Here is a 24,404-nt window from a genome sequence, read left to right on the forward strand (position 1 = left end):
TGCGCCGGGCGACTCATCCATGACGACAGCGCGGCGTGTGGGCGATGTCCTGCACGCCGCCGGGCGCGCCCGGCTAGCTTGGTCGGTGCGTTGGCCGCGCGTCGCGTCGCGGCTCCATCAGGCATTGATTCGAGGGCTCCACATGAGGATCACGGTCATCGGCGCGGGCTATGTCGGATTGGTCTCCGCCGCCTGCCTCGCGGAGGTCGGCAACGAGGTGACCTGCGTCGACATCGAGCAGGAACGGATCGCGCGGCTGCGGGCCGGGAGCGTGCCGATCCACGAGAAGGGCCTGCCCGAGCTCATCCGGCACAACGTGCAGTACGCGCGGCTGCAGTTCACGACCGACGTCGAGGCGGCGGTCCGCCATGGCGAGGTGATCTTCATCGCCGTGGGCACGCCGCCCGACGCCACCGGGAGCGCGGACCTGCGCCATGTGCTGTCGGCGGCGCGCTCCGTGGCCCGCTACATGCAGTCGGACAAGATCGTGGTGGAGAAATCGACCGTTCCGGTCGGCACCGCCCGGAAGCTGGACGCGGCCATGCGCGAGGAATTGCGCGAGCGGTCGCGCGGGGAGGGCGAGGCGCCGTTGCGCGTGAGCCTGGTGTCCAACCCCGAGTTCCTCAAGGAAGGCGCCGCGATCGAGGACTTCATGCGACCCGACCGGATCGTCGTCGGCACGGCGGACGACGCGGCCGGCGCGCGCGCGCGGGAGGTGATGCGCGCGCTTTACGCGCCGTTCAACCGCCACAGCGATCGCCTGCTGTTCATGGACGTCGCGTCCGCCGAGTTCACCAAGTACGCGGCCAACGCGATGCTGGCGACGCGCATCAGCTTCATCAACGAACTCGCCAACCTCGCGGACGCCCTGGGCGTGGACATCGAGCACGTGCGCAAGGGCATCGGTTCCGACCAGCGGATCGGCTACGGCTTCCTGTACGCCGGGCTCGGCTATGGCGGCAGCTGTTTTCCGAAGGATGTGAGCGCGCTGCTGCGGACCGCCGTCGAGCAGGGGCAGCGGCTGCGCATCCTCGAGGCCGTGGGGGCGGTGAACGACGCGCAGAAGCACGTGCTCGTGGCCAAGGTGCTGAAGCGGTTCAACCACGATCTGAGCGGCCTGACCTTCGCCGTCTGGGGGCTGGCCTTCAAGCCCGAGACCGACGACATGCGCGAGGCGCCCAGCCGGGTCGTCATCCGGGAACTGCTCACGCGCGGCGCCCGCGTGGTCGCGCACGACCCGGTGGCGATGGACGAGGCCCGCCGCTGCCTGGGCGGCGATCTGGCGGACGTCCCCCACTGGAGCGAGAGCCTGCGTTTCGAGCCGGTGGCCCTCCAGGCGGTGGAAGGCGCCGATGCGCTGATCGTGCTGACCGACTGGAAGGAATACAAGAGTCCCGACTTCGAGCGGCTGCGGACGTCCCTGAAACGCCCGCTCATCTTCGACGGCCGCAACCTGTTCGACCCGGCGCTGCGCACGCGCGGCTTCGAGTACTGCGCGATCGGACGGTAGGCCCGCGCCCATCGGCACTCAGCCGCCCGGCCCGGCCCGCAGCGCGGTGCGCAGGGCTTCGCGGTAGCGCTCGCGCGCGGTGACGAGCGCCTTGCGGTCCGCTTCGCCCGCGCCCGCGGCGCTCTCGACGGCCAGGGCGAAATGGCCCCACTGGAACGCGAGGTAGCAGGGGCGCAGCAGGCCCACGAGCGACGCCTCCACCGCCGCGCCCTGCCGCCGGACGCGCTCGACGAGCGTCCCGACCTCGGCCGGCGTCAGGCCCAGCTCGACCTGCGCTCCGGCCACGTCCCAGGCGATGTCCTGGCAGCCGACGAGGTCGTGCGCGGCCGCGCGCCTGCAGTGACCGGGCGACCCCGGTGGCCGGCCGCCGTCGCATGGCGACGCGCCGATTGTTCGTCCTGGCGCACGGCCCGTTCCGATCCGGCCGGGTTATCACGCGCCGGATGCGTGCCTACAGTCGATGTTCCATCCCCAGGACCACCGACATGACGCCCCTCCCGTCCCCGACGCCCGCCACCCCCGCCGCCACGGCGCCCGCGCTCACCTTCGCCTTCGCCGGCCGCCCGGTGCACCGGCTGGGCTACGGCGCCATGCAGCTCGCCGGCCCCGGCGTCTTCGGGCCGCCCAGGGACCGCGACGCGGCGCTGGACGTCCTGCGCACCGCCGTGGCCGAAGGCGTCGATCACATCGACACCAGCGATTTCTACGGCCCGCACGTCACCAACCGGCTCATCCGCGAGGCGCTGCATCCCTACCGCGACGGCCTGACCCTGGTCACCAAGGTCGGCGCGGCGCGCGGCGCGGACGCCTCCTGGCGTCCGGCCCTCGGGCGCGAGGAACTCGTCGCGGCCGTGCACGACAACCTGCGCAACCTCGGCCTGGACGTGCTCGACGTGGTGAACCTGCGCAGCATGCACGGCCTCCACGGTCCGGCCGAGGGTTCGCTCGAAGCGCCGCTCGCGGTGCTGGCCGACCTGCAGCGGCAGGGCCTGGTGCGCCACATCGGGCTGAGCAACGTGACCTCGCGCCAGCTGGACGATGCCCGCCGCGTGTGCGAGATCGTCTGCGTCCAGAACATGTACAACCTGGCGCGGCGCGAGGACGACGCCCTGGTCGAGCGGTGCGCGCGGGACGGCATCGCCTACGTGCCCTTCTTTCCGCTCGGCGGCTTCAGTCCGCTGCAGTCGCGGGCGCTGTCCGAGGTGGCGGCCACGCTCGGCGCCACGCCGATGCAGGTCGCGCTGGCCTGGCTGCTGCAGCGCGCGCCGAACCTGCTGCTGATCCCGGGCACCTCGTCGGTGGCCCACCTGCGCGAGAACCTGGCGGCCGCCGGCCTGCGGCTGGACGCCGCCGCCATCGCCCGGCTGGACGGCATCGCGACCGAGGGTGCGGCGACGCACTGAGGCACCGGGGCACCGGGGCACTGGAGCATCGGGACAGCGGCACATCGAGGGGAGGCGCTCGCGCTCGGGCATGCCCCTTGCCGCGACCCGCCACGACGCCGGCCCGCGCGCGCGGCCGGCGTCCCGGCCCCGCCACGTCCTTCCTGATTGCTCCCGATGACGAACCCTCCCAGCGCGTCGACGCCGGCGCGCGAGATTCCCCGGCTCCCCCGGTGGGACAGCAGCCTCGCGCTCCTGGCCGATCCCTACCGCTTCATCCAGCGCGCCTGCCGGGCGGCGGGAAGCGACGTGGTGGCGACCCGGATCCTGCTGCGCCACACGCTGTGCATGACGGGGCCCGACGCCGCCCGGCTGTTCTACGACCCGGAACGGTTCGCGCGCGCGGGCGCCGCCCCGGAGCCGCTGCGCGCGACCCTGTTCGGCAAGGGCGGGGTGCAGGGCCTGGACGGGGCCGCGCACCGGCACCGCAAGGCGCTGTTCCTCGCCCTGAACCACGCGGACCTGCTGGCGGGGCTCGAACGGGTGGCCGAGCGGGAGTGGCACGCGTGCCTGCGCCGCCCGATGGGCGCGGCGCCGGTGTCGCTGTACGCGTTCGCCCAGGACTGGCTGGCCCGGTCGGCCTGCGCCTGGGTGGGTCTGCCGCTGGCCGAGCACGACGCGGCGCGCCGCACGCGCCAGCTGGTCGCCCTGTTCGATCGCGCGGCGGCGGGCGTGCGCGGCAACCTCGCGGCGCGCCTCGCCCGACGCCGGGCCGAGGACTGGCTGGCCGAACAGGTGATGGCGGCCCGCCTCCACCACGTCGAATTCGAGCCGGACGGGATGGCGCACCGCGTGGCCTAGCACCACGACGCGCACGGCGTCCTGCTGCCGCCCCGCGTCGCGGCGGTCGAACTCCTCAACGTGCTGCGGCCGATCGTCGCGGTCTCGGTCTTCGTCGTCTTCGCGGCGCACGCCCTGGAATGCCATCCGGCGAGCTACCGGGTGCTCGCGCGCGAGGACGACGCGGCCTACCTCGAGGCCTTCGTCCAGGAGGTCCGGCGCTTCTACCCCTTCTTTCCCGCCGTCGCGGCGCGGGTCGTGAAGCGTTTCGAGTGGGAGGGTCGCACCTTCCATCCGGGCACCCGGGCCCTGCTCGACCTGCACGGCACCAACCACGACGCGCGGAGCTGGGAGTCGCCCGACGAATTCCGCCCGGCGAGGTTCCTGCTGCGCACGCCCGGCGCCTTCGACTTCGTCCCGCAGGGCGGCGCCGACGCGGCCACCCACCACCGGTGCCCCGGGGAGGCCGTGGTCGTCGGCCTCGTGAAGCTCGCGGTGCGCCAGCTGACGCGACGCACCGCCTACCAGGTGCCGGCGCAGGACCTGCGGCTGGACCTGTCGCGGCTTCCGGCCCTGCCGCGTGACCGCTTCCTTGTCACCGGCCTGCGCGAGAAGGACGTCCCCGTGGCGTGAGACGGCGCCCGGGGGGTGCGTTCGCCGCTTCCTGGTGCGTGAAAGGCCGCGGAGCCCACCATTGCCGGGCATCTGTCCTGAATTTCCGTGGATTTCCGGACACCTCGGGGTCCGGGCGCTGGCACAGCGTTTGCTAAATGCCTACTGTCGACAGCTGACAGTGGCCATCCGAGGCCCGGTCCCGTCGACGTCCCAGTCATGGAGGTCACGTGGACACATCGCAGCACAGCTTCGCCGGCAACCCTTCGGACGGCGCGCGCGCCTGTCCGTCGGACGCCGAGCGCCGGGTCCGCGAGGACTTGGCCGCCGCCTACCGGCTGGTGGCGCTCTACGGCATGGACGACAGCATCTACACGCACATCTCGGCGCGCGTGCCGGGCACGGAGGACCAGTTCCTCATCAACCCGTTCGGCATGCTGTTCCGCGACATCACGGCGTCGTCGCTGGTCAAGATCGACCTCGACGGGCGCCTGGTCGGACCCAGCGAGCACGACGTCAACCCCGCCGGCTTCACCATCCACAGCGCGGTGCACGCGGCCCGCCACGACGCCGCGTGCGTGCTGCACACGCACACCGTCGCGGGGGTGGCGGTGTCGTCGCTGGCCGACGGCCTGCAGCCGTGCAACCAGTGGGCGCTGCAGTTCCACCGCCGCGTGACCTACCACGCGTTCGAAGGCATCGCGCTCGATCACGAGGAGCGCGAGCGGCTCGTGGCCGACCTGGGCCCGACCTCGCGCGCGCTGATCCTGCGCAACCACGGCCTGGTCACCCTGGGCCGCAGCGTGGCCGAGGCCTTCGTGCTGATGCACAACCTGGAGCGCGCCTGCCGCGTGCAGGTCGCCATCCAGAGCACCGGCCAGGCCGTCAATCCGGTGCCCGAGGCGGTGTGCGAACTCACCGCGCGCCAGTACGACAGCGGCGACACCAACCGCCTGGCCGCCGCGCCGACCGATGCCTACGCCCGTGAATGGCGGGCGCTGCTGCAGCGGCTGGAGCCGCCCACGCGCGCCTCGTTCCGGGACTGAACCCTCGTCCCGACCTCCCTTTCCTTCCTGCCCGCCCTTCCTCCGATCCCACCTTCCAAAGGACCGCCACGATGCAACGCCGCCATCTGCTCCAAGCCAGCTCCGCCGCCCTCGGCCTGTCCATCGCGGGGGTGCCCCTGCGCGGGCTGGCCCAGGGGAAGAAGGGCGTGGTCAACGTGCTGGTCCAGCCCGAGCCGCCGGGACTGATGATGGGCATCGTGCAGAACGGCCCTACCCAGCTGATCGCCGGCAACATCTACGAGGGCCTGCTGCGCTACGACGAGAAGCTCGCGCCCCAGCCCCAGCTCGCCACGTCGTGGAGCGTCAGCCCGGACAGCCGGACCTACACCTTCAAGCTCAAGCCCGACGTCAAGTGGCACGACGGCAAGCCCTTCACGTCGGCCGACGTGGTGTTCTCCTGCGACGTCTTCCTGCGCAAGACGCACGCGCGCTTCCGCTCCAGCCTGGAGCACGTCGAGTCGATCAAGGCGCTGGACCCGCTGACGGTGGAGTTCAGGCTCAAGCAGCCCTTCGGTCCGTTCCTGGGCATCTTCGAGAACGGCACCATGCCGATGATCCCGAAGCACGTCTACGAAGGCACCGACTTCCTGACCAACCCGGCCAACGCCACGCCCATCGGCACCGGTCCGCTGAAGTTCAAGGAATGGGTCAAGGGCTCCTACATCCAGCTGGTGGCCAACGAGGCCTACCACCAGCCGGGCGTCGTCGGCGTGGAGAGCGTGTACTTCCACGTCATCCCCGATGCCGCCGCGCGCGCCGCCGCCTTCGAGTCGGGCAAGGTCGACATCGCCCCGGGCGGCACGGTCGAGTACTTCGACGTCGGCCGCCTCGCCAAGCTGCCCGGCGCCGCCGTCACGACCAAGGGCTGGGAGTTCTTCGCGCCGCACAGCTGGCTGTGGATGAACCACCGCACCGCGCCGATGAACAACGTCAAGTTCCGCCAGGCCGTGTGGAGCGCCATCGACCGCGAGGCCATGGCCAAGATCGCCTGGTACGGCTTCGCCAAGCCGGCCACCGGCCCGTTCAACAGCCACATCGCCTTCGCCAGCGACGACGTGGCGAAGTACCCGCGCGACCTTGCCAAGGCGAAGAAGCTGCTGGCCGAGTCGGGCTACAAGGGCGAGACCCTGCGCCTGCTGCCGCTGCCCTACGGCGAGTCCTGGCAGCGCCAGGCCGAGATCGTGCGCCAGAACCTCACGCAGGCCGGCCTCAAGATCGAGACCGTCGCCACCGACGTGGCCGGCTGGAACCAGCGCTGCAACGAGTGGGACTTCGACCTCGCCTTCACCTACGTCTACCAGTACGGCGACCCGGCCCTGGGCGTGGGGCGCAACTACACCAGCAGCAACATCGCCAAGGGCTCGCCGTTCAACAACGTCGCGGGCTACGTGAACCCGAAGGTCGACGAGCTGTTCGCCGCCGGCGCGCGCGAGGGCGACCCGGCCAGGCGCCGCGCCATCTACCTGGAAGCGCAGAAGATCCTGGTCGACGAGGTGCCGGTGGCCTGGCTGCACGAGATCAACTTTCCGACGCTCTACCGCGCCCGCATCCAGAACGTCGTGAGCTCGGGCATCGGTCTGAACGACAGCCTGGGCCGCGTCAAGCTCGCCTGACGCCCGGGGCCATGAAGCGACTCCAATTCATGTCGGTGCGGCTGCTGCAGGGCCTGCTGGCGCTGCTGCTGATCGCGACCGTCAACTTCATGCTGGTGCGCGCGGCGCCGGGCGACCCGGTGTCGATCATGGCGGGCGAGGCCGGCGCGAGCGATCCGCAGTTCGTCGCCCAGCTGCGCCAGCAGTTCGGCCTCGACCAGCCGCTGCCCAACCAGCTGGCGAGCTACCTCGGGCGCGTGCTGCAGCTGGACCTGGGCTTCTCCTACCGCCAGCAGCAGTCCGTCGTCGCGCTGATCATGGAGCGGCTGCCCGCCACCCTGCTGCTCACGGGCACGGCTTTCGTGCTGTCGCTGGCGATGGGCATCGGCCTGGGGGCGCTGGCCAGCCGCCACGCCGGCCGGTGGATCGACAGCGCCATCACCGTGGTCGCGCTGGTGTTCTACGCCACGCCGCTGTACTGGCTGGCGATGATGGCGGTGCTGATCTTCACGGTGCAGATGGACCTGCTGCCGGCCTTCGGCTTCTTCACCGTCGGCGCCGACCTGCGCGGCCTGGACAAGGTGCTGGACATCGGCCGCCACCTGATCCTGCCGGCCGTCACGCTGGCGCTGTTCTACATGGCCGTCTACGCGCGCATGACCCGCGCGGCCATGCTGGAGGTCGCGCAGATGGATTTCGTGAAGACCGCCCGCGCCAAGGGCGTGTCACCCGGACGCATCCAGCGCCGGCACGTCCTGCGCAACGCGCTGCTGCCGGTGGTCACGCTCGCGGGCATCCAGGCCGGCGGAATGATCGGGGGGGCCGTGCTGACCGAGACCGTGTTCGCCTGGCCCGGCATCGGCCGGCTGATGTTCGACGCGCTGCTCCAGCGCGACTACAACCTGCTGCTGGGCTGCTTCCTGTTCACCGCGGCCATGGCGGTGCTGTTCAACCTGATCACCGACTTCGTCTACACGCTGGTCGATCCGCGCATCGAGCTGTCCTGAGCGGCACCGAGGAACCATCCCTATGAAAAGCAGCTTCTGGCGGCGCTTCCGCCGCAACAAGGGCGCCGTCTTCGGCCTGGTGGTGCTGGCGCTGGTGGCGCTGGTCACCGCGCTCGGTCCGCTGGTGGCGCAACACGACCCCTGGGACATGGCCGGGATGCCGTTCGCGGCGCCCCTGGCCGAGCCGGGCATGCCGCTGGGCACCGACACCATGGGGCGCGACATCCTCTCGGGCATCGTGGCGGGGGCGCGCGTGTCGCTGCTCATCGGCGTCGTCTCCACCGTGGTGTCGCTGTTCATCGGCGTGGGCGTGGGGGCCGTCGCGGGCTACTTCGGCGGCTGGATCGACGCCACGCTGATGCGCTTCACCGAGCTGTTCCAGGCCATCCCGAGCTTCGCGCTGGCCATCGTGCTGGTGGCGATCTTCGAGCCCTCGGTGCAGTCAATCGTCGCGGCCATCGCGGTGGTGTCGTGGCCACCGGTGGCGCGCTTGGTGCGCAGCGAGTTCCTGACCTTGCGCCAGCGCGACTTCGTCGCCGCCGCCCAGCTCGCCGGGCAGTCGACGCCGCGCATCATCCTGACGCAGATCCTGCCCAACGCGGCCTCGCCGATCGTCGTCATGGCCTCGCTGATGATCGCCACGGCCATCCTGCTGGAGTCGAGCCTGAGCTTCCTCGGGCTGGGCGACCCCAACCGCATGAGCTGGGGCTACATGGTCGGCTCGGCCCGCACGGTGCTGCGCCAGGCCTGGTGGATGGCGGTGTTCCCCGGCGTCGCCATCCTGATGACGGTGCTGGCGCTCAACCTGGTGGGCGAAGGCCTGAACGACGGACTCAACGCCCGCGCCGACGGGAAGGGCAAATGACGATGGACGCCATCCCCGTGCCGGTGCTGGACGTCCAGGACCTCGACATCCGCCTGCCCGCCGGCGGCGACCGCGCGCTCGCCGTGCGCGGCGCGTCGCTGCGGCTGATGGCCGGCCAGACGCTGTGCGTGGTCGGCGAATCCGGCTCGGGCAAGTCGATGATCGCCAACGCCATCATGGGCCTGCTGCCCCGGCCGCACGTCGAGCCCGTGGCCGGGCGCATCGTGTTCGACGGCCAGGACCTGCTGCAGCTGGGCGAGGACGGGTTGCGCACGCTGCGCGGCCGGCGCATCGGCATGGTGTTCCAGGAGCCGATGTCCGCGCTCAACCCGGTGATGCGCATCGGCGAGCAGATCGCCGAGGTGTTCGACGCCCACGTGCGCCTGCCGGCGGCCGAGAAGCGCCGCCGCATCCTGGCCGCGCTGGCCGACGTCGGCCTGCCCGAGCCGGAGGTGCTGATTGACAGCTACCCGTTCCGCCTGTCGGGCGGCCAGCGCCAGCGCGTGGTGATCGCCTGCGCGCTGGCGCTGGAGCCGGCATTGCTGATCTGCGACGAGCCCACCACCGCGCTGGACGTGACCACGCAGGCGCAGATCCTCGCGCTGATCCGCGACCTGCAGCGGCGCAAGGGCACCGCCGTGCTGTTCATCACGCACGACTTCGGCGTCGTCGCCGAGATCGCCGACCAGGTGGTGGTGATGCAGACCGGCCAAGTGGTCGAGGCCGGTCGCGCCGCCTCCGTGCTGGCGCGGCCGCAGCACGCCTACACGCGCAAGCTGATCGCCGCCATCCCCGACGGCCGCGTGCGTGCACCGTCGGCGGAACGCCCCGTCGAGCGCGTGCTGCAGGTGCAGGACCTGAGGAAGACCTACGTCACCGGCGGCACGCTGTTCAGGAAGGGCCGCCGCGTCGAGGCCGCCCGGGGCCTGAGCTTCGAGCTGCGCCGGGGCGAGACGCTGGGCCTGGTGGGCGAGTCCGGCTCGGGCAAGTCGACCGTGGGACGCTGCATCGTCGGGCTGTCGCCGTTCGACGGCGGCCGCGTCCTGTTCAACGGCCGCGCGATGCAGTCCGGTGCGCAGTTCCGGGCGCAGTCGCAGGGCCGCATCCAGATGGTGTTCCAGGACCCCTACGCGTCGCTCAACCCGCGCCACCGCGTCGGGCCGACGATCGCCGCCGGCCCGATCGCGCAGGGCCTGCCCAGGGCCGAGGCCATGGCGCGCGCGCTGGAGCTGCTGCAGCTGGTGGGCCTGGGGCCGGAGGCGGCGGAGCGCTTCCCGCACGAGTTCTCCGGCGGCCAGCGCCAGCGCATCGGCATCGCGCGCGCGCTGGCCATGCGCCCGGCGCTGCTGGTGGCCGACGAGCCGGTGTCGGCGCTGGACGTGTCGGTGCAGGCCCAGGTGCTCGCGCTCTTCGCCGAGGTGCGCGAGCGCTTCCAGCTGGCGATGGTCTTCATCACCCACGACCTGCGCGTGGCCGGCGAGATGTGCGACCACATCGCCGTGATGCAGCGCGGCGAGATCGTGGAGTACGGCGAGACCGCCAAGGTCCTGGCCGATCCCCGCCACGCCTACACCCGCACGCTGATCGAGGCCCAGCCCCGGCTGTCGGCCGCGGCGCGGCCGGAGGCGCTGGCCGCATGACGCTGCACATCGCGCTGGTCTCCGACCAGATCGCCCTGGACTACCTGCTGCCGGCGTTCCGCGAGCGCTTTCCCGACGCGGCGCTGCACCGCATCGACACCGAGGTGCGGGAGCTGGACGCGCTCGGATCGATCGACGCCGTGGTCTGCTGGTCGCCGCCGCCGGGCCTGCTCGCGCGCATGCCGCGCCTGCGGCTGATCCAGTCGGTCGGCGCCGGCACCGACCACATCACGCGCGACCCGGCGCTGCCGCCCGGCGTGCCGGTGCACCGCATCGTCGACCCCGACATGGCCGCCGGGATGAACGCCTACGTGGCCTGGGCCGTGGTGCACGGCCAGCGCCACATGGCGGGCTATCTGGCCAGCCAGCGCCGCGCCGCCTGGGAGGAGTCGCCCATCGTGCCGCCACGGATGCACCGCGTGGGCATCGCCGGGCTGGGCGTGCTCGGCACGTCCGTGGCCCGGGCGCTGGCGGGCATCGGCTATGCCGTGCGCGGCTGGAGCCGCAATCCCAAGGACGACCTGCCCGCGGGCATCGAGGCCTTCCACGGCGATGCCGCGCGCGCCGACTTCCTCGCCGGCTGCGACACCCTGGTGTGCCTGCTGCCCCTGACCGACGCCACGCGCGGCGTGTTGGATGCGGAACTGTTCGCGCAGCTGCCGCGCGGCGCCCGGCTGGTCAATGTCGGCCGTGGCGCGCACCTGGTGGAGGCCGACCTGCTGGCCGCGCTGGACCGCGGGCAGGTCGCCTCGGCCGTGCTGGACGCCTTCGTCCAGGAGCCGCTGCCGCCCGACCACCCGTTCTGGCGCCACCCGCGCATCACCGTCACGCCGCACGTCGCCTCGCGCACCCGGCCCGAAGCCATCGCGCGCCAGACCCACACGCACCTCGCGCGAGCCCACGACTGAAGACAGGACCGACCCGATGACGATCGCAGAACACCGCAGCACCGGCGACAAGGACGTCGCCACGCACCTGCACTCCTACACCAACCTCGCCGCGCTGCCGCACACTCCGCCGCTGGTGATCGTCGAGGGCGACGGCATCCACGTCGTCGACGACCAGGGGCGGCGCTACGTGGAGGGCATGTCGGGCCTGTGGTGCGCGGCGCTGGGCTTCTCCAACGCCCGGCTGGCCGAGGCCGGCGCCCGGGCGCTGAGGACGCTGCCCTACTACCACACGTTCAACCAGCGCACCAACGTCGCCGTGGCCGACCTGGCCGAGCGCCTGCTGGCGCTGGCGCCGGTGCCCATGGCGCGCGTGTTCTTCGCCAACTCCGGCTCGGAGGCCAACGACAGCGCGGTGAAGATGGTCTGGTACTACCACAACGCCATCGGCCAGCCACGGCGCAAGAAGATCATCGCCCGGCGCGGCGCCTACCACGGCGTGACCGTGGCCGCCGCCAGCCTGGGCGGCCTGGAGGGCAACCACCGCGACTTCGACCTGCCGATCGAGCGCTTCCTGCATGTCGACTGCCCGCACCACTACCGCCACGGCCGGCCGGGCGAGACGGAGGCCGACTTCGCCACGCGCCTGGCCGCCCAGGTGGAGGAGCGCATCCTGGCGGAGGGCCCTGAGACCGTGGCCGCCTTCATCGCCGAGCCGGTGATGGGCGCCGGCGGCGTGCTGGTGCCACCGGCGGGCTACTTCGAGAAGGTGCAGGCGGTGCTGCGCAAATACGGCGTGCTGATGATCGCCGACGAGGTGATCTGCGGCTTCGGCCGCACCGGCGAGATGTTCGGCTCGACCACCTTCGGCATCCGGCCGGACATCCTGACCTGCGCCAAAGCGCTGTCCTCGGGCTACGTGCCGATCTCCGCCGTGATGGTCAACGACAAGGTCCATGCCGCTATCGCCGCGCACAGCGGCAAGCTCGGCAGCTTCGGCCACGGCTACACCTACTCCGGCCACCCGGTGGCCTGCGCCATCGCGCTGGAAGTGCTGCGCGTCTATGAGGACGAGCGCATCCTGGACCACGTGCGCGAACTCGCGCCGACCTTCCAGGCCCGCCTGCGCGCGTTCGCCGGACGGCCCTGGGTCGGCCACGTGCGCGGCGTCGGCCTGATCGGCGCCATCGAGCTGATGGCCGACAAGGCCGCGCGCACCCCGTTCGCCGCCGCCGACAAGGCCGGCTACCGCTTCGCCCAGATGGCGCTGGAGGAAGGCCTGATCGTGCGCGCCATGGGCGACAGCATCGGCCTGTGCCCGCCCCTGATCATTACCGCCGCCGAGCTCGACGACCTGTTCGAGCGCCTGGCGCGCGCCATGGACCGCTTCGACGCCGAACTCAAGGGTTGACCATGAAAGCCTTCTTCTCCGACGACCAACTGCTGCACGACCCGCAGCAGTACATGCGCGTGGGCCGCCTCTGCAAGCCCACCGACCTGCCCACCCGGGCGCAGGCCCTGATGGCGACGCTGGCCACGCGCGGCATCGCCGTGGCCGTGCCGCCCGAGGCCGGCCGCGCCGCGCTGGAACGGGTCCACGCCACCGACTACCTCGACTACCTGGAGACCGCCTTCGCGCGCTGGCGGGAGATCCGCAGCTTCGGCCTGGAGCCGGGCATCGAGGTGCTGCCCAACATGTCGCCGCACGGTCCGCGCACGGGCGCCTGCCCGTCGCCGTCGGTGCTGGCGCAGACCGGCTGGTACGTCGGCGACCTGTCCTGCCCGATCGGGCCCGACACCTGGCGCTCGGTGCTGCGCTCGGCCCATGCCGCGCTGGCGGCGGCCGAGACGGTGCGCGACGCCGGCGACCGCGTCGCCTACGCGCTGTGCCGGCCCTCCGGCCACCACGCACAGCGCGCGCGGGCGGCGGGCTTCTGCTATGTCAACAACAGCGCCATCGCCGCCGCCACGCTGCGCGACCGGTACGCCCGCGTGGCGGTGCTGGACATCGACGCCCACCACGGCGACGGCACGCAGCAGATCTTCTACGAGCGCGACGACGTGCTGACGGTCTCGGTCCACGCCGACCCGGCCGGCTACTACCCCTGGTACACGGGCTACGAGCACGAGCGCGGCGCCGGGGCCGGTGAAGGCTTCAACCTCAACCTGCCGCTGGCCCACGGCAGCGGCAACGACGCGTTCGCGCTGGCCCTGGACCGCGCCACGGCCGCCATCGAACGCTTCCGGCCGGAGGCCCTGGTGCTGCCGCTGGGCTTCGACACCTACGTGGACGACCCGATCAGCGTGCTGAGGTTCGACATGGCGGCCTTCCGCTTGGCCGGCGAGCGCGTGCGCGCGCTGGGCCTGCCCACGGTGGTGGTGCAGGAGGGCGGCTACATGGTGGAGGCCATTGGCGCCGCGCTGGACGCGTTCCTTGAAGGGCTGCGCGCATGACGACGACCGCATCGGAGACATCGCGGGCAGCGGCCGTGTCGGTGGACGGCGATCGCCTCTGGCGCAGCCTGATGGCGCTGGCCCGCGTCGGCGCCACGCCCCGGGGCGGCAACCGCCGCCTGGCCCTGAGCGCGCTCGACGGCCAGGGCCGCGACCTGGTGGTTGGCTGGATGCGCGAGGCGGGCCTGGCGATCACCGTCGACGCCATCGGCAACGTCTTCGGCATCCGTGCCGGCCGCGACGCCGCGCGCCGCCCGGTCATGACCGGCAGCCACCTCGACACCCAGCCGACCGGGGGCCGCTTCGACGGCTGCTATGGCGTGCTGGCGGGGCTGGAGGTGATGCGCACGCTGAACGACCGCGGCATCGTCACCGAGGCGCCGCTGGCCCTGGCCATCTGGACCAACGAGGAGGGCACGCGCTTCGTGCCGGTGATGATGGGCTCGGGCGTGCACTGCGGCGTTTTCACGCTGGAGACGGCGCTGTCGGCCACCGACGTCGACGGCCTCGCGGTGCGCGACGAGCTGACCGCCATCGGCTATGCCGGCGCCGCGCCCGTGGGCACCGTGCGGCCGGCCTGCTACCTGGAGGCCCACATCGAGCAGGGCCCCATCCTGGAGGCCGAGCGCACGACCATCGGCGTGGTGACCGGCTCGCTCGGCCTGCGCTGGTACGACGTGCGCGTGACCGGCATGGAGGCCCACGCCGGCCCGACGCCGATGGCACTGCGCCGCGACGCGCTCCATGCCGCCACGCACCTGATGCAGGCGGTCGTGGACATCGCCAACGACCCCGCGTTCGCGCCGCTCGGGCGTGGCACGGTCGGCGTGGTGACCGTGCATCCGGCCTCGCGCAACGTGATCCCGGGGCGGGTCGACTTCAGCGTCGACCTGCGGCACGAGGACGCCGGGCGGCTCGACGCGATGGAGGCGCGCTTCCGGGCCGCCGCCGCCGCGCTGGCCGCCGGCGACACCACCGGCGTGGCGGTGGCGGTCGACATCACCGACGTCCAGCGCTTCGAGCCCACGCCGTTCGACCCGGCGCTGGTCGCGTGCGTGCGCGCCGAGGCGGCCGCGCGCGGCAGCAGCCACCGCGACATCGTGACCGGCGCCGGCCACGACGCCGTCTACCTCGCGCGCACCGTGCCCACGGCGATGATCTTCGTGCCCTGCAAGGACGGCATCAGCCACAACGAGGCCGAGGACGCCGACCCGCGCCATCTCCGGGAGGGCGCCGACGTGCTGTTGGGCGCGATGCTCGCGCGGGCCGCATGAGCGTCGCGGGCGCACCGCCGGGCCTCGCGCCGCGCGCGTCCGGCACGGCCGGCGGGATCGCGCTGTTCCTGTGCGCGCTGGTGCTGTTCGCCGCCTACGACGCTTTCGCCAAGCACATGGTGGCGAGCCACCCGCCGGCGGTGGTCAACGTCAGCCGCTACCTCGCCATCGCGGTGCTGGCCCTCGCGCTGCTGCTGCGCCATGGCGACCTGCGCCTGTGGCGCCAGCCGCACCGGGGCCTGCTGGTGGCGCGCAGCGTGGCGTTGGCGGTGGTGGCCACCTGCTTCATGACCGCGCTGGTCACCATGCCGCTGGCCGAGGCCACGGCGATCTATTTCACGGCGCCGCTGTTCATGGTGGCGCTGTCGCCCCGGCTGCTGGGCGAGCGCGTCGGCCGCTCGCAGTGGATCGCGGTGCTGGCAGGCTTCGCCGGCATGCTGTGCATCGTGCGGCCGGGCGGCGAGCTGCCCCTGGCCGGCACGCTGCTGATGGCGGTCGCGGCGGTGTGCTACGCGCTCTTCCAGCTGCTCACGCGCCGGCTGTCGGGCCTGGTGCCGGCGCCGGTGCAGTTCGCCTACATGGCGCTCGCGTGCCTGGTCATCACCGCCGCGCCGCTGCTGTTCGCCTCGCACGTCGTGCTGCCCTCCGGGGCGGAGGGCGCCCTGATGATCGCCGGCGGCGCCCTGAGTGGGGGCGCCCAGCTGCTGCTGCTAGCCGCGTTCCGGCGCGTCGCGGCGGCCACGCTCGCCCCGCTGAACTACGTGCAGCTGCTGCTGGCGGTGCTCATCAGCACCCTGTGGTTCCAGCGCCCGCCCGACGGTCCCGCGCTCGCCGGGATGGCGCTGATCGCCGTCGCCGGCGCGTACCTCGCCCGCGCGCGGCAGGCGGCATGATCCCGATCGACCACCACGAGACACCGAGGACGACGACCATGCCCCCCTTCCGCGCCGCCACCGCGCCCGCCTTCTCCTCCATCCAGGTGCCCGACCTCGTCGGCGTGGTGGAGGCGCAACTGCAGCAGGCGATCCTGTCGGGTCGCATCGCGCCCGGCGAGCGCATCGTCGAGGCCGAACTGGCGCGCCAGATGGGCGTGAGCCGCGCCCCGGTGCGCGAGGCCGCGCGCCGCCTGGAGAGCCTGGGGCTGCTGGTCTCGCGCCCGCGCCACGGTTTCGCGGTGCGCACGGTGTCGGCGCGGCAGGTCAAGGACCTCTACGACGTGCGCATCCAGCTCGAACTGCTTGGCGCCGGCCTGGCCTGCGTCCACGCGGGCGACGCCGAACTCGCGGCGCTGGACGCGCGCGTCGACGACATGGTCGAGCGCGCCGACCGCCTGCCCACGGCCGAGCGCGTCGCGCTGGACCTGGACTTCCACTTCACGATCAGCGCACTGTCGGGCAACCACTACCTGCACCGCCTGTTCGACAACATGCAGACCGAGGTGCGCATGTTCCTGGCCCTGAGCGAGGACAGCTACGGCGACCTCGGGGTGCTGGCCGAGACGCACCGTCCGATCGCGCGCGCGCTGGCGCGGCGCGACGTCGCGGCGGTCCAGGACGCCCTGCGCTTCCACCTGGAGGACGCCCGCGCCCACGCCTGCGGACTGTTCGAGGACACCGCCCCGGGGCCCCGCGCGGCGCGGGTGCCCTGAGCCGTCGCCCCCCGCCTCCGAAGACGCCGACCCGCTTTCCTTCGTCACCCCCACGTCCCACCATGCAAGTCATCTACAGCGACCGGCACACCGGCCACGATCCGCAGCAGTTCATCGTGCGCGGGCGCATGAAGCGCAGCAACGAACAGCCCGAGCGCGCCACGCTGCTGCTCGAGGCGGCCCGCGCGCAGGGCCACGCCGTCGTGGCGCCGGACGACCATGGCGGCGGCCCGCGCGCGGCCATCCACACGCCGCGCTACCTGCGCTTCCTGGAGACGGCCTGGGAGCGCTGGCAGGAACTCGAAGGCGCCTCCGAGGAGGTCATGCCCAACGTGCATCCGTTTCCGGACCAGCCCTGCACCTACCCCGACAGCCTGGTCGGCCAGGCCGGCTGGCACATGGGCGACATGGCGTGCTCGATCGGCCGCCACACCTGGCACGCGGCCATGTGGTCGGCCCATGTCGCCACGCACGCGGCGCAGGCCGTGCTCGAGGGGGAACGCGCCGCCTACGCGCTGTGCCGCCCGCCCGGCCATCACGCCTACGCCGACCGCGCCAACGGCTTCACCTACCTCAACAACGCCGCCATCGCGGCACAGCACCTGCGACAGCGCCACGACCGGGTGGCGATCCTGGACATCGACGTCCACCACGGCAACGGCACGCAGGGCATCTTCTGGCGCCGCAGGGACGTGCTGACGGTGTCGCTGCACGCCGACCCGCACGTCTGCACGCCCTTCTTCACCGGCCACGCCCACGAGATCGGCGAGGGCGAAGGACTTGGCTACAACCTGAACCTGCCGCTGGCGCGCGGCACGCGCGACGACGGTTTTCTGGCCGCGCTGGCGACCGCGCACGACACCCTCCGCGCCTTCGCGCCCGGCGCCCTGGTCGTCGCCCTGGGCCTGGACGCGCACGAGAACGACCCCTACCGGATGCTGGCGGTGAGCACGGCGGGCTTCGCGCGCGTCCTCGGCGAGATCGCCCGGCTGGGCCTGCCGACGGTGCTGGTCCAGGAGGGCGGCTACCTCTCCGAGGACCTGGGGCCGAACCTGGCCAGCGCCCTGCGCGGCTTCGAGGCGGCGGCATGAGCGGCGGTGCGGCTGCGCCAGCCGACCTCGACGCCGCCATCCGCGCGGCGCTGCCCGAGGCCGCCGTGCTCACCGCGGCGCCGGCGCCGGTCGCCAGCGCCTGGGCGGCGGACCTGGCGCGGCGGCGCTACGGCCTGCGCGGCCGCGTCGAGCCGCTCGCCGGCGAGCGCGATGCCAACTTCCTGCTGGTGGACGCGGCGAGCGGCGCGCGCCGCGTGCTCAAGCTGTCCCATCCGGACGAGGATCCGGTGGTCGCCGACTTCCAGACCCAGGCGCTGCTGCACGTCGCGCGCACCGACCCGGGCCTGCCGGTCCAACGCCTGCTGCCGGACGTCGACGGCGCGGTCTCGTCGCGGCTGGCCGACGCCGAGGGCCGGCCGCGCGTCGTGCGCCTGTTCAGCTACCTCGAGGGCCTGCCGATGCCGCAGGCGCCGCGCTCGGCGGCCCAGCGCGGCAGCACCGCGCGCCTGCTGGCCCGGCTCGACCGCGCCCTGGCCGGTCTGGTCCACCCGGCCGGCGAGCGCGAACTGCCCTGGGACGTCCAGCGCGCCGACCGCGTGCGCCCGCTGCTCGTGCACGTCGCCGACCCGGCGCGGCGCGCGCTGGCCGAGGCCGCGCTGGACGACTTCGCGCGCGACGTCCGGCCGCGCCTGGCCGGGCTGCGCCGCCAGCCCATCCACAACGACTTCAACCTCTACAACCTGCTGGTCGATCCGGCCGAGCCGACGCGGGTCGCCGGCATCCTGGACTTCGGCGACATGGTGCACGCCCCGCTGGTGAACGACCTGGCCGTCGCCGTGTCCTACCAGATCGACGCGGAGGAGGGCGCGCTCGCCACCCTCGCGCGCTTCACGGCCGACTACCACGCGGTGTCGCCGCTGAGCGGGGCGGAACTGCGCGTGCTGCCCGGCCTGGTGCGCGCCCGGCTGGCCATGGTGGTGGCCATCGGCGGCTGGCGCGCGGCGCGCCAGCCCGGCAACGCCGACTACCTGCTGCGCAACAACGCCGTCTCGTGGGCGCGCCTCGCGGCCTGCGCCGACCTGACGGCCGACCGGGTGGAGGCGGCGATCGGCGCCGCCTGCCGCGTGCCGGAGCCGTCCCATGGCTGACGCCGCGCCTGGCGCCCCCGACGCGGCCGTCACGGCACACCTCGTCGCGCGCCGCGCGCGCCTGCTCGGGCCGGCCTACCGGCTGTTCTACGACGAGCCCTTCCATCCCGTGCGCGGGGACGGCGTGTGGCTCTACGACGCCGCCGGCACGCCCTGGCTGGACGCCTACAACAACGTCGTGTGCGTCGGCCACGCGCACCCGCGCGTGGTGGAGGCCATCGCGCGCCAAGCCGCCGTGCTCAACACGCACACGCGCTACCTGCACGACGGCATCCTCGACTACGCCGAGCGCCTGCTCGCCACCATGCCCGCTGCGCTCGGCCACGCGACCTTCACCTGCACCGGCAGCGAGGCCAACGACCTGGCGCTGCGCATCGCCGGCGCCCACACCGGCGGTACGGGCCTCGTCGTCACGCGCTGGGCCTACCACGGCGTGACCTCGGCGCTGGCCTGCGCGTCGCCGTCGCTGGGCGCCCACGTGCGCCTCGGCGATCACGTCCGCCTGGTCGACGCGCCCTCGGGCGGCGATGCCGACACCGGCCGGCGCTTCGCCGAGGGCGTGCGCGCGGCCATCGCCGACCTGCGCGCGCACGGCCTGAAGCCCGCCGCGCTGATGGTCGACACCGTGTTCTCCAGCGACGGCGTCTTCACCGGGCCGGCCGGCTTCCTGGCCGAGGCCGTGGCGGCGATCCGGGAAGCGGGCGGCGTCTTCATCGCCGACGAGGTGCAGCCGGGGTTCGGCCGCACCGGCGAGGCGTTCTGGGGCTTCCAGCGCCACGGCGTGGTGCCCGACATCGCCACCCTCGGCAAGCCGATGGGCAACGGCCATCCGGTCGCGGGCCTCGCGGTGCGGCCGGACGTCATGCGGGCCTTCGGGCAGGCCAGCCGCTACTTCAACACCTTCGGCGGCAATCCCGTCTCGATGGCCGCGGCGGCGGCCGTGCTCGACGTGATCGAGGACGAGCGGCTGCAGTGCAACGCGCTGGCGGTGGGCAACTACCTGCGCGAACGCCTGGCCGCCCTGGCCGAGCGCCACGCGCTGGTGGGCGAGGTGCGCGGCGCCGGGCTGTTCGTCGCGGTGGAACTGGTGAGCGACCGTGCGACGCGGGCACCCGCGACCGCGCAGGCGGCCCGGGTCGTCAACGCGTTGCGCCGTCGGCAGGTGCTGCTGAGCGCGACCGGCCCGCACGCCCACGTGCTGAAGATCCGCCCGCCGCTGGTCTTCCGGCGCGAGCACGCCGACCTGCTGGTCCAGCGCCTGGACGACGTGCTGGGCGAACTGGACCGAGGCGACGCGCCCGCCCGGGCGTCCGGGCGGACCGTGGGCTAGTCGCCCGGGCCCAGCAGCATCTCGACCATCGCCCGGAGGTCGGCGCGCAGGCGGTCGAAGCCGGGCTGGCGGAGCTCGAAGGTGCGCTCGTCCATGTAGAGGCCCCGGTTGATCTCGACTTGGATGCTGTGGCGGCCCTCGGCCGGCCTGCCATTGCGGCGCACCAGTTCCACGCCCTTGTAGGGATGGTTGTAGTCCACGCGGTGGCCGCGGGCCCGCAGGAAGTCGCAGATGCGCATCGACAGCGCCGGGTCGGCGGTGGTCCCGTCCCGGTCGCCGATGACGAAATCGGCGTGCGCCACGCCCGGGAATGCCGTCGCGTGGCTGGCGGCGACGGCCGGCATCGAGTGGCAGTTGATGTGGATGCTGCGGCCGTGGCGCGCGTGGGCGGCGTCGATGGCGGCGCCCACCGCCGCGTGGTAGGGCCGCCAGCAGCGCGCGATGCGTTCCTCGACCTCGGCCACCGAAAGGCGCCGGTCGTAGATCGGCACCCCGTCGTCGGTGTACTTCCAGATCAGGCCCTTGCCCAGGCGCACTTTCGACAGCACCACCGGATCGGTGGCCACGGGATGCGGCCACGGCCCGTCGAGCAGGTCGGTGTCGATCTCGGTCGTGTCGCGGTTGGTGTCGAGGTAGCTGCGCGGAAACAGCGCCTCGGTCCAGGCCACGCCCATCGGCGCGGCGAAGTCGTAGAGCTTCTCGACGTGCGTGTCCTCGGCGCGGCGCAGCGTCGCCCGGTCGCAGGACGAGCGGAAGTCGTCCGGGTAGAAGGTGCCGCTGTGCGGCGAGTCCAGCACCAGGCAGGTCGTGCCCGGCAGGGTCGCGATCATCGGCGCGGCGGCGTCGCGGGGTGCGGCCAAGCGGTTCCCGGCGGGGTCGGTGTCGTGGCGGTCCTGGATCAGTTTCAGTACGGGGTTCATGGCGGAAACGGTGTCAGTCCAGCTGGATGCGGGCGAAGGTGGCGACCTTCTTCATCTTGGCGATTTCCGAGACGATCTGCGCGGAGAACGCCGCGGGGCTGGTGCCCGACGGATACAGGCCCTGGCCGGCCAGCCGCTCGGCGACGGCCGGCTCGGCCAGCGCCTGGGCGACCGCCTGCTGCACGCGCAGGACGACCGGCGCCGGCGTGGCGGCCGGTGCCACGAGACCGAACCACGACGGATCGTTGAGCGCGCCGTGGCCGAGTTCGGCGTAGGTGGGGACGTCCGGCAAGGCCTCCAGCCGCGTCTTCCACGACACCGCCAGCGCCTTGAGCTTGCCGTTCTTCACGTAGGACAGCGACGAGGCGACCTGGTCGAAGTACACCGCGACCTGGCCGGCGAGCACGTCGTTGAGGGCCGGTCCGGCGCCGCGATAGGGGATGTGGACCATGGAGGTGCCGGTCGCGCTCTTGAAGAGTTCGCCCCACATGTGGCCGATGGTGCCGTTGCCCGGCGTCGCGTAGGACACCTTGCCGGGGTTCGCCTTGAGGTACTTGACCAGGTCGGCGAAGGTCTGGATGCCGGGCAGCTGCTGCGGGTTGATCACGATCACGCCGGGGGCCTTGACCAGTTCGGTGACGCCGACGGTGTCCTTGACGGGGTCGTAGGGCAGCTTGGCGAACACGGCCGGGTTGACGCCGTGCGTGGACAGCGTCGCCACGGCGAACGTCAGGCCGTCGGGCGCGCCGCGCGCGAGTTCGGCCATGCCGATGGAGCCGCCGGCCCCGGCGCGGTTGTCGATGACCACCGGCTGGCGCAGCAGGCGCTGCAGGGGCTCCTGCAGCACGCGGGCGGAAATGTCGGTCGCGCCGCCGGGCGGAAAGGGCACGATGAGGCGGATGGGCTTGCCTTCCTGGGCCCAGGACATTCCTGGGACGACGGAAGTCAGAACGAGTGCGGAAAGAACACTGCGACGGTGCATTGGCATCTTTCGGAGGTGATTGCGAGGAGGGTACCCAGGGGTTCGTCCGTTCAAAAGCAAAACCTGGACCTGATAACATTCCGATCCGGAATGATGTCATCACGCTTTCTTTCCCTCTCGCCATGTCGCTGCGCCGCCTCCACCCCCCGCTGCAACTGCTGCGGGCGTTCTCGACCGTCGTGCGTTTCGCCAGCGTGTCCCGGGCGGCCGAATCGCTGCACCTGACGCAGAGCGCGGTCAGCAAGCAGATCCAGGAACTCGAGCGCTGGGTCGGCGTCGTGCTGTTCGAGCGCAGCCGCAAGCGCCTGGCCCTCACGCCCGCGGGCGAGCGCTACGAGAAGGCGGTGCGTGCCCTGCTCGTGCAGCTGGAGGCGGCGACGCTGGAACTCATCACCAGCGGCGGCGACGGCGGTGCGCTGCACCTCTCGACCCTGCCCACCTTCGGTGCCAAGTGGCTGATCCCGCGCCTGCCCGCCTTCCAGCAGCTGGAACCGCAGGTCACGCTGCATTTCGTGCCCTACGTGCACGGCTACGACTTCCGGCGGCCGGAGCTGGACTGCTCCATCCTCTTCGGCGACGGTCACTGGCCGGACGCCCGCTCGCACTACCTGGCCGGCGGCGACGTGGCGCTGATCGCGCCGCCGCCGGAGGCGTCGGACGTGGTCGTCCGCTCGGCGCGCGACGTGCGGGGCTGCACCCTGCTGCGCCACGTCAGCGTGCCCGACGCCTGGCTGCGCTGGAGCCAGGCGCATGGCATGAGCGACATCGACCCGCTGGCGGGACCGCAGTTCGATCAGTTCCAGACCCTCATCCGCGCGGTCATCGCCGGCATGGGCGTGGCCCTGGTCCCGCGCTGCCTGGCGCGCGACGAGATCGCGGCGGGCCTGGTGGCCGAGCCGCTCGCCGATGGCGGCTACCGCAGCGACCTGGGCTACTGGTTCTGCTACCCCGAAGGCCGTGCGCGCCTGGCGCCGCTCGCGCGGTTTCGCGACTGGCTGCTGCCGCAGGCCGAGGCGCCCGCGCCCGGGCACGCACCCCGCGACCCGGCCGTCGACGCGGCGACGCAGCGCGTCGCGGCATCCTGAGCACGGCCCTCAGGGTGCCTCGCCCAGCGGCACGCTGGCCTCCTTGAGCACGCGCAGGACGAAGCTGGACTTGCTGTGGCGGATGCCGGGAATCCGGTAGAGCTTCTCGCGCAGCAGGCGTTCGTAGTCGCGCGTGTCGCGCACCGCGATGCGGATGTAGTAGTCGTAGTCGCCCGAGACCAGGTAGGCCTCCTGGATCTCCGGGATGGCCGCCAGCGCCCGGCCGAACGCGTAGAGCGTCTCGTCGGTGTGGCTCTCCAGCGTGAGCTGCACGATCACGAAGTCGCTGTAGCCGAGCTTGGCGGGGTCGAGATCGACCGTGTAGCGCCGCAGCACGCCTTGCGCCTCCAGCTTCTTGATGCGGCTCCAGCAACTGGTGGCCGACAGGCCCACCAGGGTGCCGATCTCCTGCAGCGTCTTGCGCGAGTCCTCGCGCAGCACGCGCAGGATCGCCAGATCGATCCGGTCCGGTGAATCTTCGGCCGCGCCGGTGTTCGGGCGATGGGTCTTCATGAAAAAGGGCGAATGGGTTGATACGGAACGCCCATTCTGCGCGTGCGGTGCGAACGCAGAGGCAGAGGCAAAGGCGGAGGCGGGCGCTCGGGCGCGCGGCGCGCACCCGCGGCCACCATGGACGCCGGGCCGTGTGCGGATCGCCGTGGGCGACGGCGGCTCAGGACCGCCACCACACGAGCGCCAGCGCGGCCACCGCGATCCACGCCAGCACCACCAGCGCCGCGCCGAGCCGGCTGGTGGGTCGGGCCCCCTGGACGCGCAGCCATTCGTCGGCCTGAGCCCGGCAGGCCGCCAGCACCGGTGGGGGCAGCAGCCGCACGGCCAGCCAGATCAGCGCCGGCAGCAGCAGGAGGTCGTCGACATAGCCCAGCACCGGGATGAAGTCCGGGATCAGGTCGATCGGACTCAGCGCATAGGCCACCACGAAGACGCTCAGCGCCTTGGCGTACCACGGCGTGCGCGGCGACCGGGTCGCCAGCCACAGGGTGACGCCGTCGCGCTTGACGCGCCGCGCCCAGGCCCCGAGCGCGCCAGCGACGCGCCGGGCCGCGCGCAAGGCGCGGCCCGGCGCCCGGGCACGGTCCGGCCGGTCG

Annotated in this window: 24 protein-coding genes; 19 read left to right on the plus strand and 5 right to left on the minus strand. The window is 72.6% G+C overall.

All coding sequences use genetic code 11. The features are described from left to right. Positions 1-142: 142 nt before the first annotated feature. Complete coding sequence (locus NF681_18970) at positions 143-1,510, plus strand: UDP-glucose/GDP-mannose dehydrogenase family protein (GenBank protein ID UST55955.1); 1,368 nt, start codon at positions 143-145, stop codon at positions 1,508-1,510. A gap of 18 nt (positions 1,511-1,528) precedes the next feature. Here the strand turns inward: NF681_18970 and NF681_18975 are convergent, their stop codons facing one another. Beyond that, positions 1,529-1,795: a hypothetical protein gene (locus NF681_18975; protein ID UST55956.1), complete on the minus strand. Its 267-nt coding sequence runs from the start codon at positions 1,793-1,795 to the stop codon at positions 1,529-1,531. A gap of 305 nt (positions 1,796-2,100) precedes the next feature. On the opposite strand from NF681_18975, the gene NF681_18980 reads away from it, so the two are divergent. From NF681_18980 to NF681_19060, 17 genes are all read left to right on the plus strand, one after another. Next, positions 2,101-2,913, plus strand: coding sequence for an oxidoreductase (locus tag NF681_18980; GenBank protein UST56008.1), 813 nt, complete (start codon positions 2,101-2,103; stop codon positions 2,911-2,913). Between the two features lie 156 nt (positions 2,914-3,069). Continuing rightward, positions 3,070-3,753 (plus strand): hypothetical protein, encoded by a 684-nt coding sequence (locus tag NF681_18985; protein ID UST55957.1) that lies wholly within the window; start codon positions 3,070-3,072, stop codon positions 3,751-3,753. Between the two features lie 60 nt (positions 3,754-3,813). After that, positions 3,814-4,365: a cytochrome P450 gene (locus NF681_18990; protein UST55958.1), complete on the plus strand. Its 552-nt coding sequence runs from the start codon at positions 3,814-3,816 to the stop codon at positions 4,363-4,365. Between the two features lie 299 nt (positions 4,366-4,664). Next, positions 4,665-5,390: a class II aldolase/adducin family protein gene (locus tag NF681_18995; GenBank protein UST56009.1), complete on the plus strand. Its 726-nt coding sequence runs from the start codon at positions 4,665-4,667 to the stop codon at positions 5,388-5,390. Positions 5,391-5,461: 71 nt separating this feature from the next. Continuing rightward, the gene (locus NF681_19000; protein ID UST55959.1) at positions 5,462-7,024 is read left to right on the plus strand and encodes an ABC transporter substrate-binding protein; all 1,563 of its coding nucleotides are present in this window, start codon (positions 5,462-5,464) and stop codon (positions 7,022-7,024) included. A gap of 11 nt (positions 7,025-7,035) precedes the next feature. After that, positions 7,036-8,010 carry an ABC transporter permease gene (locus NF681_19005; protein ID UST55960.1) on the plus strand — a complete coding sequence of 325 codons (975 nt, stop codon included), beginning with the start codon at positions 7,036-7,038 and terminating at the stop codon, positions 8,008-8,010. Between the two features lie 22 nt (positions 8,011-8,032). Next, on the plus strand, positions 8,033-8,875 hold the full coding sequence (locus NF681_19010; GenBank protein UST55961.1) for an ABC transporter permease: 843 nt from the start codon (positions 8,033-8,035) through the stop codon (positions 8,873-8,875). A gap of 2 nt (positions 8,876-8,877) precedes the next feature. Next, positions 8,878-10,515 carry an ABC transporter ATP-binding protein gene (locus NF681_19015; GenBank protein ID UST55962.1) on the plus strand — a complete coding sequence of 546 codons (1,638 nt, stop codon included), beginning with the start codon at positions 8,878-8,880 and terminating at the stop codon, positions 10,513-10,515. Then, a complete protein-coding gene (locus tag NF681_19020; GenBank protein UST55963.1) occupies positions 10,512-11,423 on the plus strand; it encodes a glyoxylate/hydroxypyruvate reductase A in 912 nt (303 codons plus the stop codon). The genes NF681_19015 and NF681_19020 overlap by 4 nt, the downstream gene beginning before the upstream one ends. Positions 11,424-11,439: 16 nt before the next feature. Beyond that, entirely contained in the window at positions 11,440-12,813 is a 1,374-nt protein-coding gene (locus NF681_19025; protein UST55964.1) for an aspartate aminotransferase family protein, read from the plus strand. Between the two features lie 2 nt (positions 12,814-12,815). Beyond that, positions 12,816-13,856, plus strand: coding sequence for a histone deacetylase family protein (locus tag NF681_19030; GenBank protein UST55965.1), 1,041 nt, complete (start codon positions 12,816-12,818; stop codon positions 13,854-13,856). Further along, on the plus strand, positions 13,853-15,130 hold the full coding sequence (locus NF681_19035; protein UST55966.1) for a Zn-dependent hydrolase: 1,278 nt from the start codon (positions 13,853-13,855) through the stop codon (positions 15,128-15,130). The genes NF681_19030 and NF681_19035 overlap by 4 nt, the downstream gene beginning before the upstream one ends. Then, a complete protein-coding gene (locus NF681_19040) occupies positions 15,127-16,023 on the plus strand; it encodes a DMT family transporter (protein ID UST55967.1) in 897 nt (298 codons plus the stop codon). The genes NF681_19035 and NF681_19040 overlap by 4 nt, the downstream gene beginning before the upstream one ends. A gap of 38 nt (positions 16,024-16,061) precedes the next feature. Further along, positions 16,062-16,778, plus strand: a complete 717-nt coding sequence (locus NF681_19045) for a GntR family transcriptional regulator (GenBank protein ID UST55968.1) — start codon at positions 16,062-16,064, stop codon at positions 16,776-16,778. Between the two features lie 62 nt (positions 16,779-16,840). After that, positions 16,841-17,869 carry a histone deacetylase family protein gene (locus NF681_19050; GenBank protein UST55969.1) on the plus strand — a complete coding sequence of 343 codons (1,029 nt, stop codon included), beginning with the start codon at positions 16,841-16,843 and terminating at the stop codon, positions 17,867-17,869. Continuing rightward, a complete protein-coding gene (locus NF681_19055; protein ID UST55970.1) occupies positions 17,866-18,978 on the plus strand; it encodes a phosphotransferase in 1,113 nt (370 codons plus the stop codon). Before NF681_19050 ends, NF681_19055 begins: the two co-directional genes overlap by 4 nt. Further along, a complete protein-coding gene (locus tag NF681_19060; protein ID UST55971.1) occupies positions 18,971-20,308 on the plus strand; it encodes an aminotransferase class III-fold pyridoxal phosphate-dependent enzyme in 1,338 nt (445 codons plus the stop codon). Before NF681_19055 ends, NF681_19060 begins: the two co-directional genes overlap by 8 nt. Here the strand turns inward: NF681_19060 and NF681_19065 are convergent. Both NF681_19065 and NF681_19070 read right to left on the minus strand, forming a co-directional pair. Beyond that, positions 20,305-21,228 carry an N-formylglutamate amidohydrolase gene (locus NF681_19065; GenBank protein ID UST55972.1) on the minus strand — a complete coding sequence of 308 codons (924 nt, stop codon included), beginning with the start codon at positions 21,226-21,228 and terminating at the stop codon, positions 20,305-20,307. The two genes, NF681_19060 and NF681_19065, sit on opposite strands and share 4 nt — an antisense overlap. Positions 21,229-21,241: 13 nt before the next feature. Then, positions 21,242-22,210: a tripartite tricarboxylate transporter substrate binding protein BugE gene (locus tag NF681_19070; GenBank protein ID UST55973.1), complete on the minus strand. Its 969-nt coding sequence runs from the start codon at positions 22,208-22,210 to the stop codon at positions 21,242-21,244. 122 nt (positions 22,211-22,332) lie between these two features. On the opposite strand from NF681_19070, the gene NF681_19075 reads away from it, so the two are divergent. Further along, positions 22,333-23,295, plus strand: a complete 963-nt coding sequence (locus NF681_19075) for a LysR substrate-binding domain-containing protein (protein UST55974.1) — start codon at positions 22,333-22,335, stop codon at positions 23,293-23,295. Between the two features lie 9 nt (positions 23,296-23,304). Here NF681_19075 and NF681_19080 read toward each other — a convergent pair whose 3' ends face one another. Further along, on the minus strand, positions 23,305-23,808 hold the full coding sequence (locus NF681_19080) for an Lrp/AsnC family transcriptional regulator (protein ID UST55975.1): 504 nt from the start codon (positions 23,806-23,808) through the stop codon (positions 23,305-23,307). 160 nt (positions 23,809-23,968) lie between these two features. Continuing rightward, positions 23,969-24,367 carry a DUF1232 domain-containing protein gene (locus NF681_19085; protein UST56010.1) on the minus strand — a complete coding sequence of 133 codons (399 nt, stop codon included), beginning with the start codon at positions 24,365-24,367 and terminating at the stop codon, positions 23,969-23,971. Positions 24,368-24,404 lie beyond the last annotated feature (37 nt).

Source organism: Comamonadaceae bacterium OTU4NAUVB1, from assembly GCA_024372625.1.
GTDB lineage: Bacteria > Pseudomonadota > Gammaproteobacteria > Burkholderiales > Burkholderiaceae_C > Variovorax.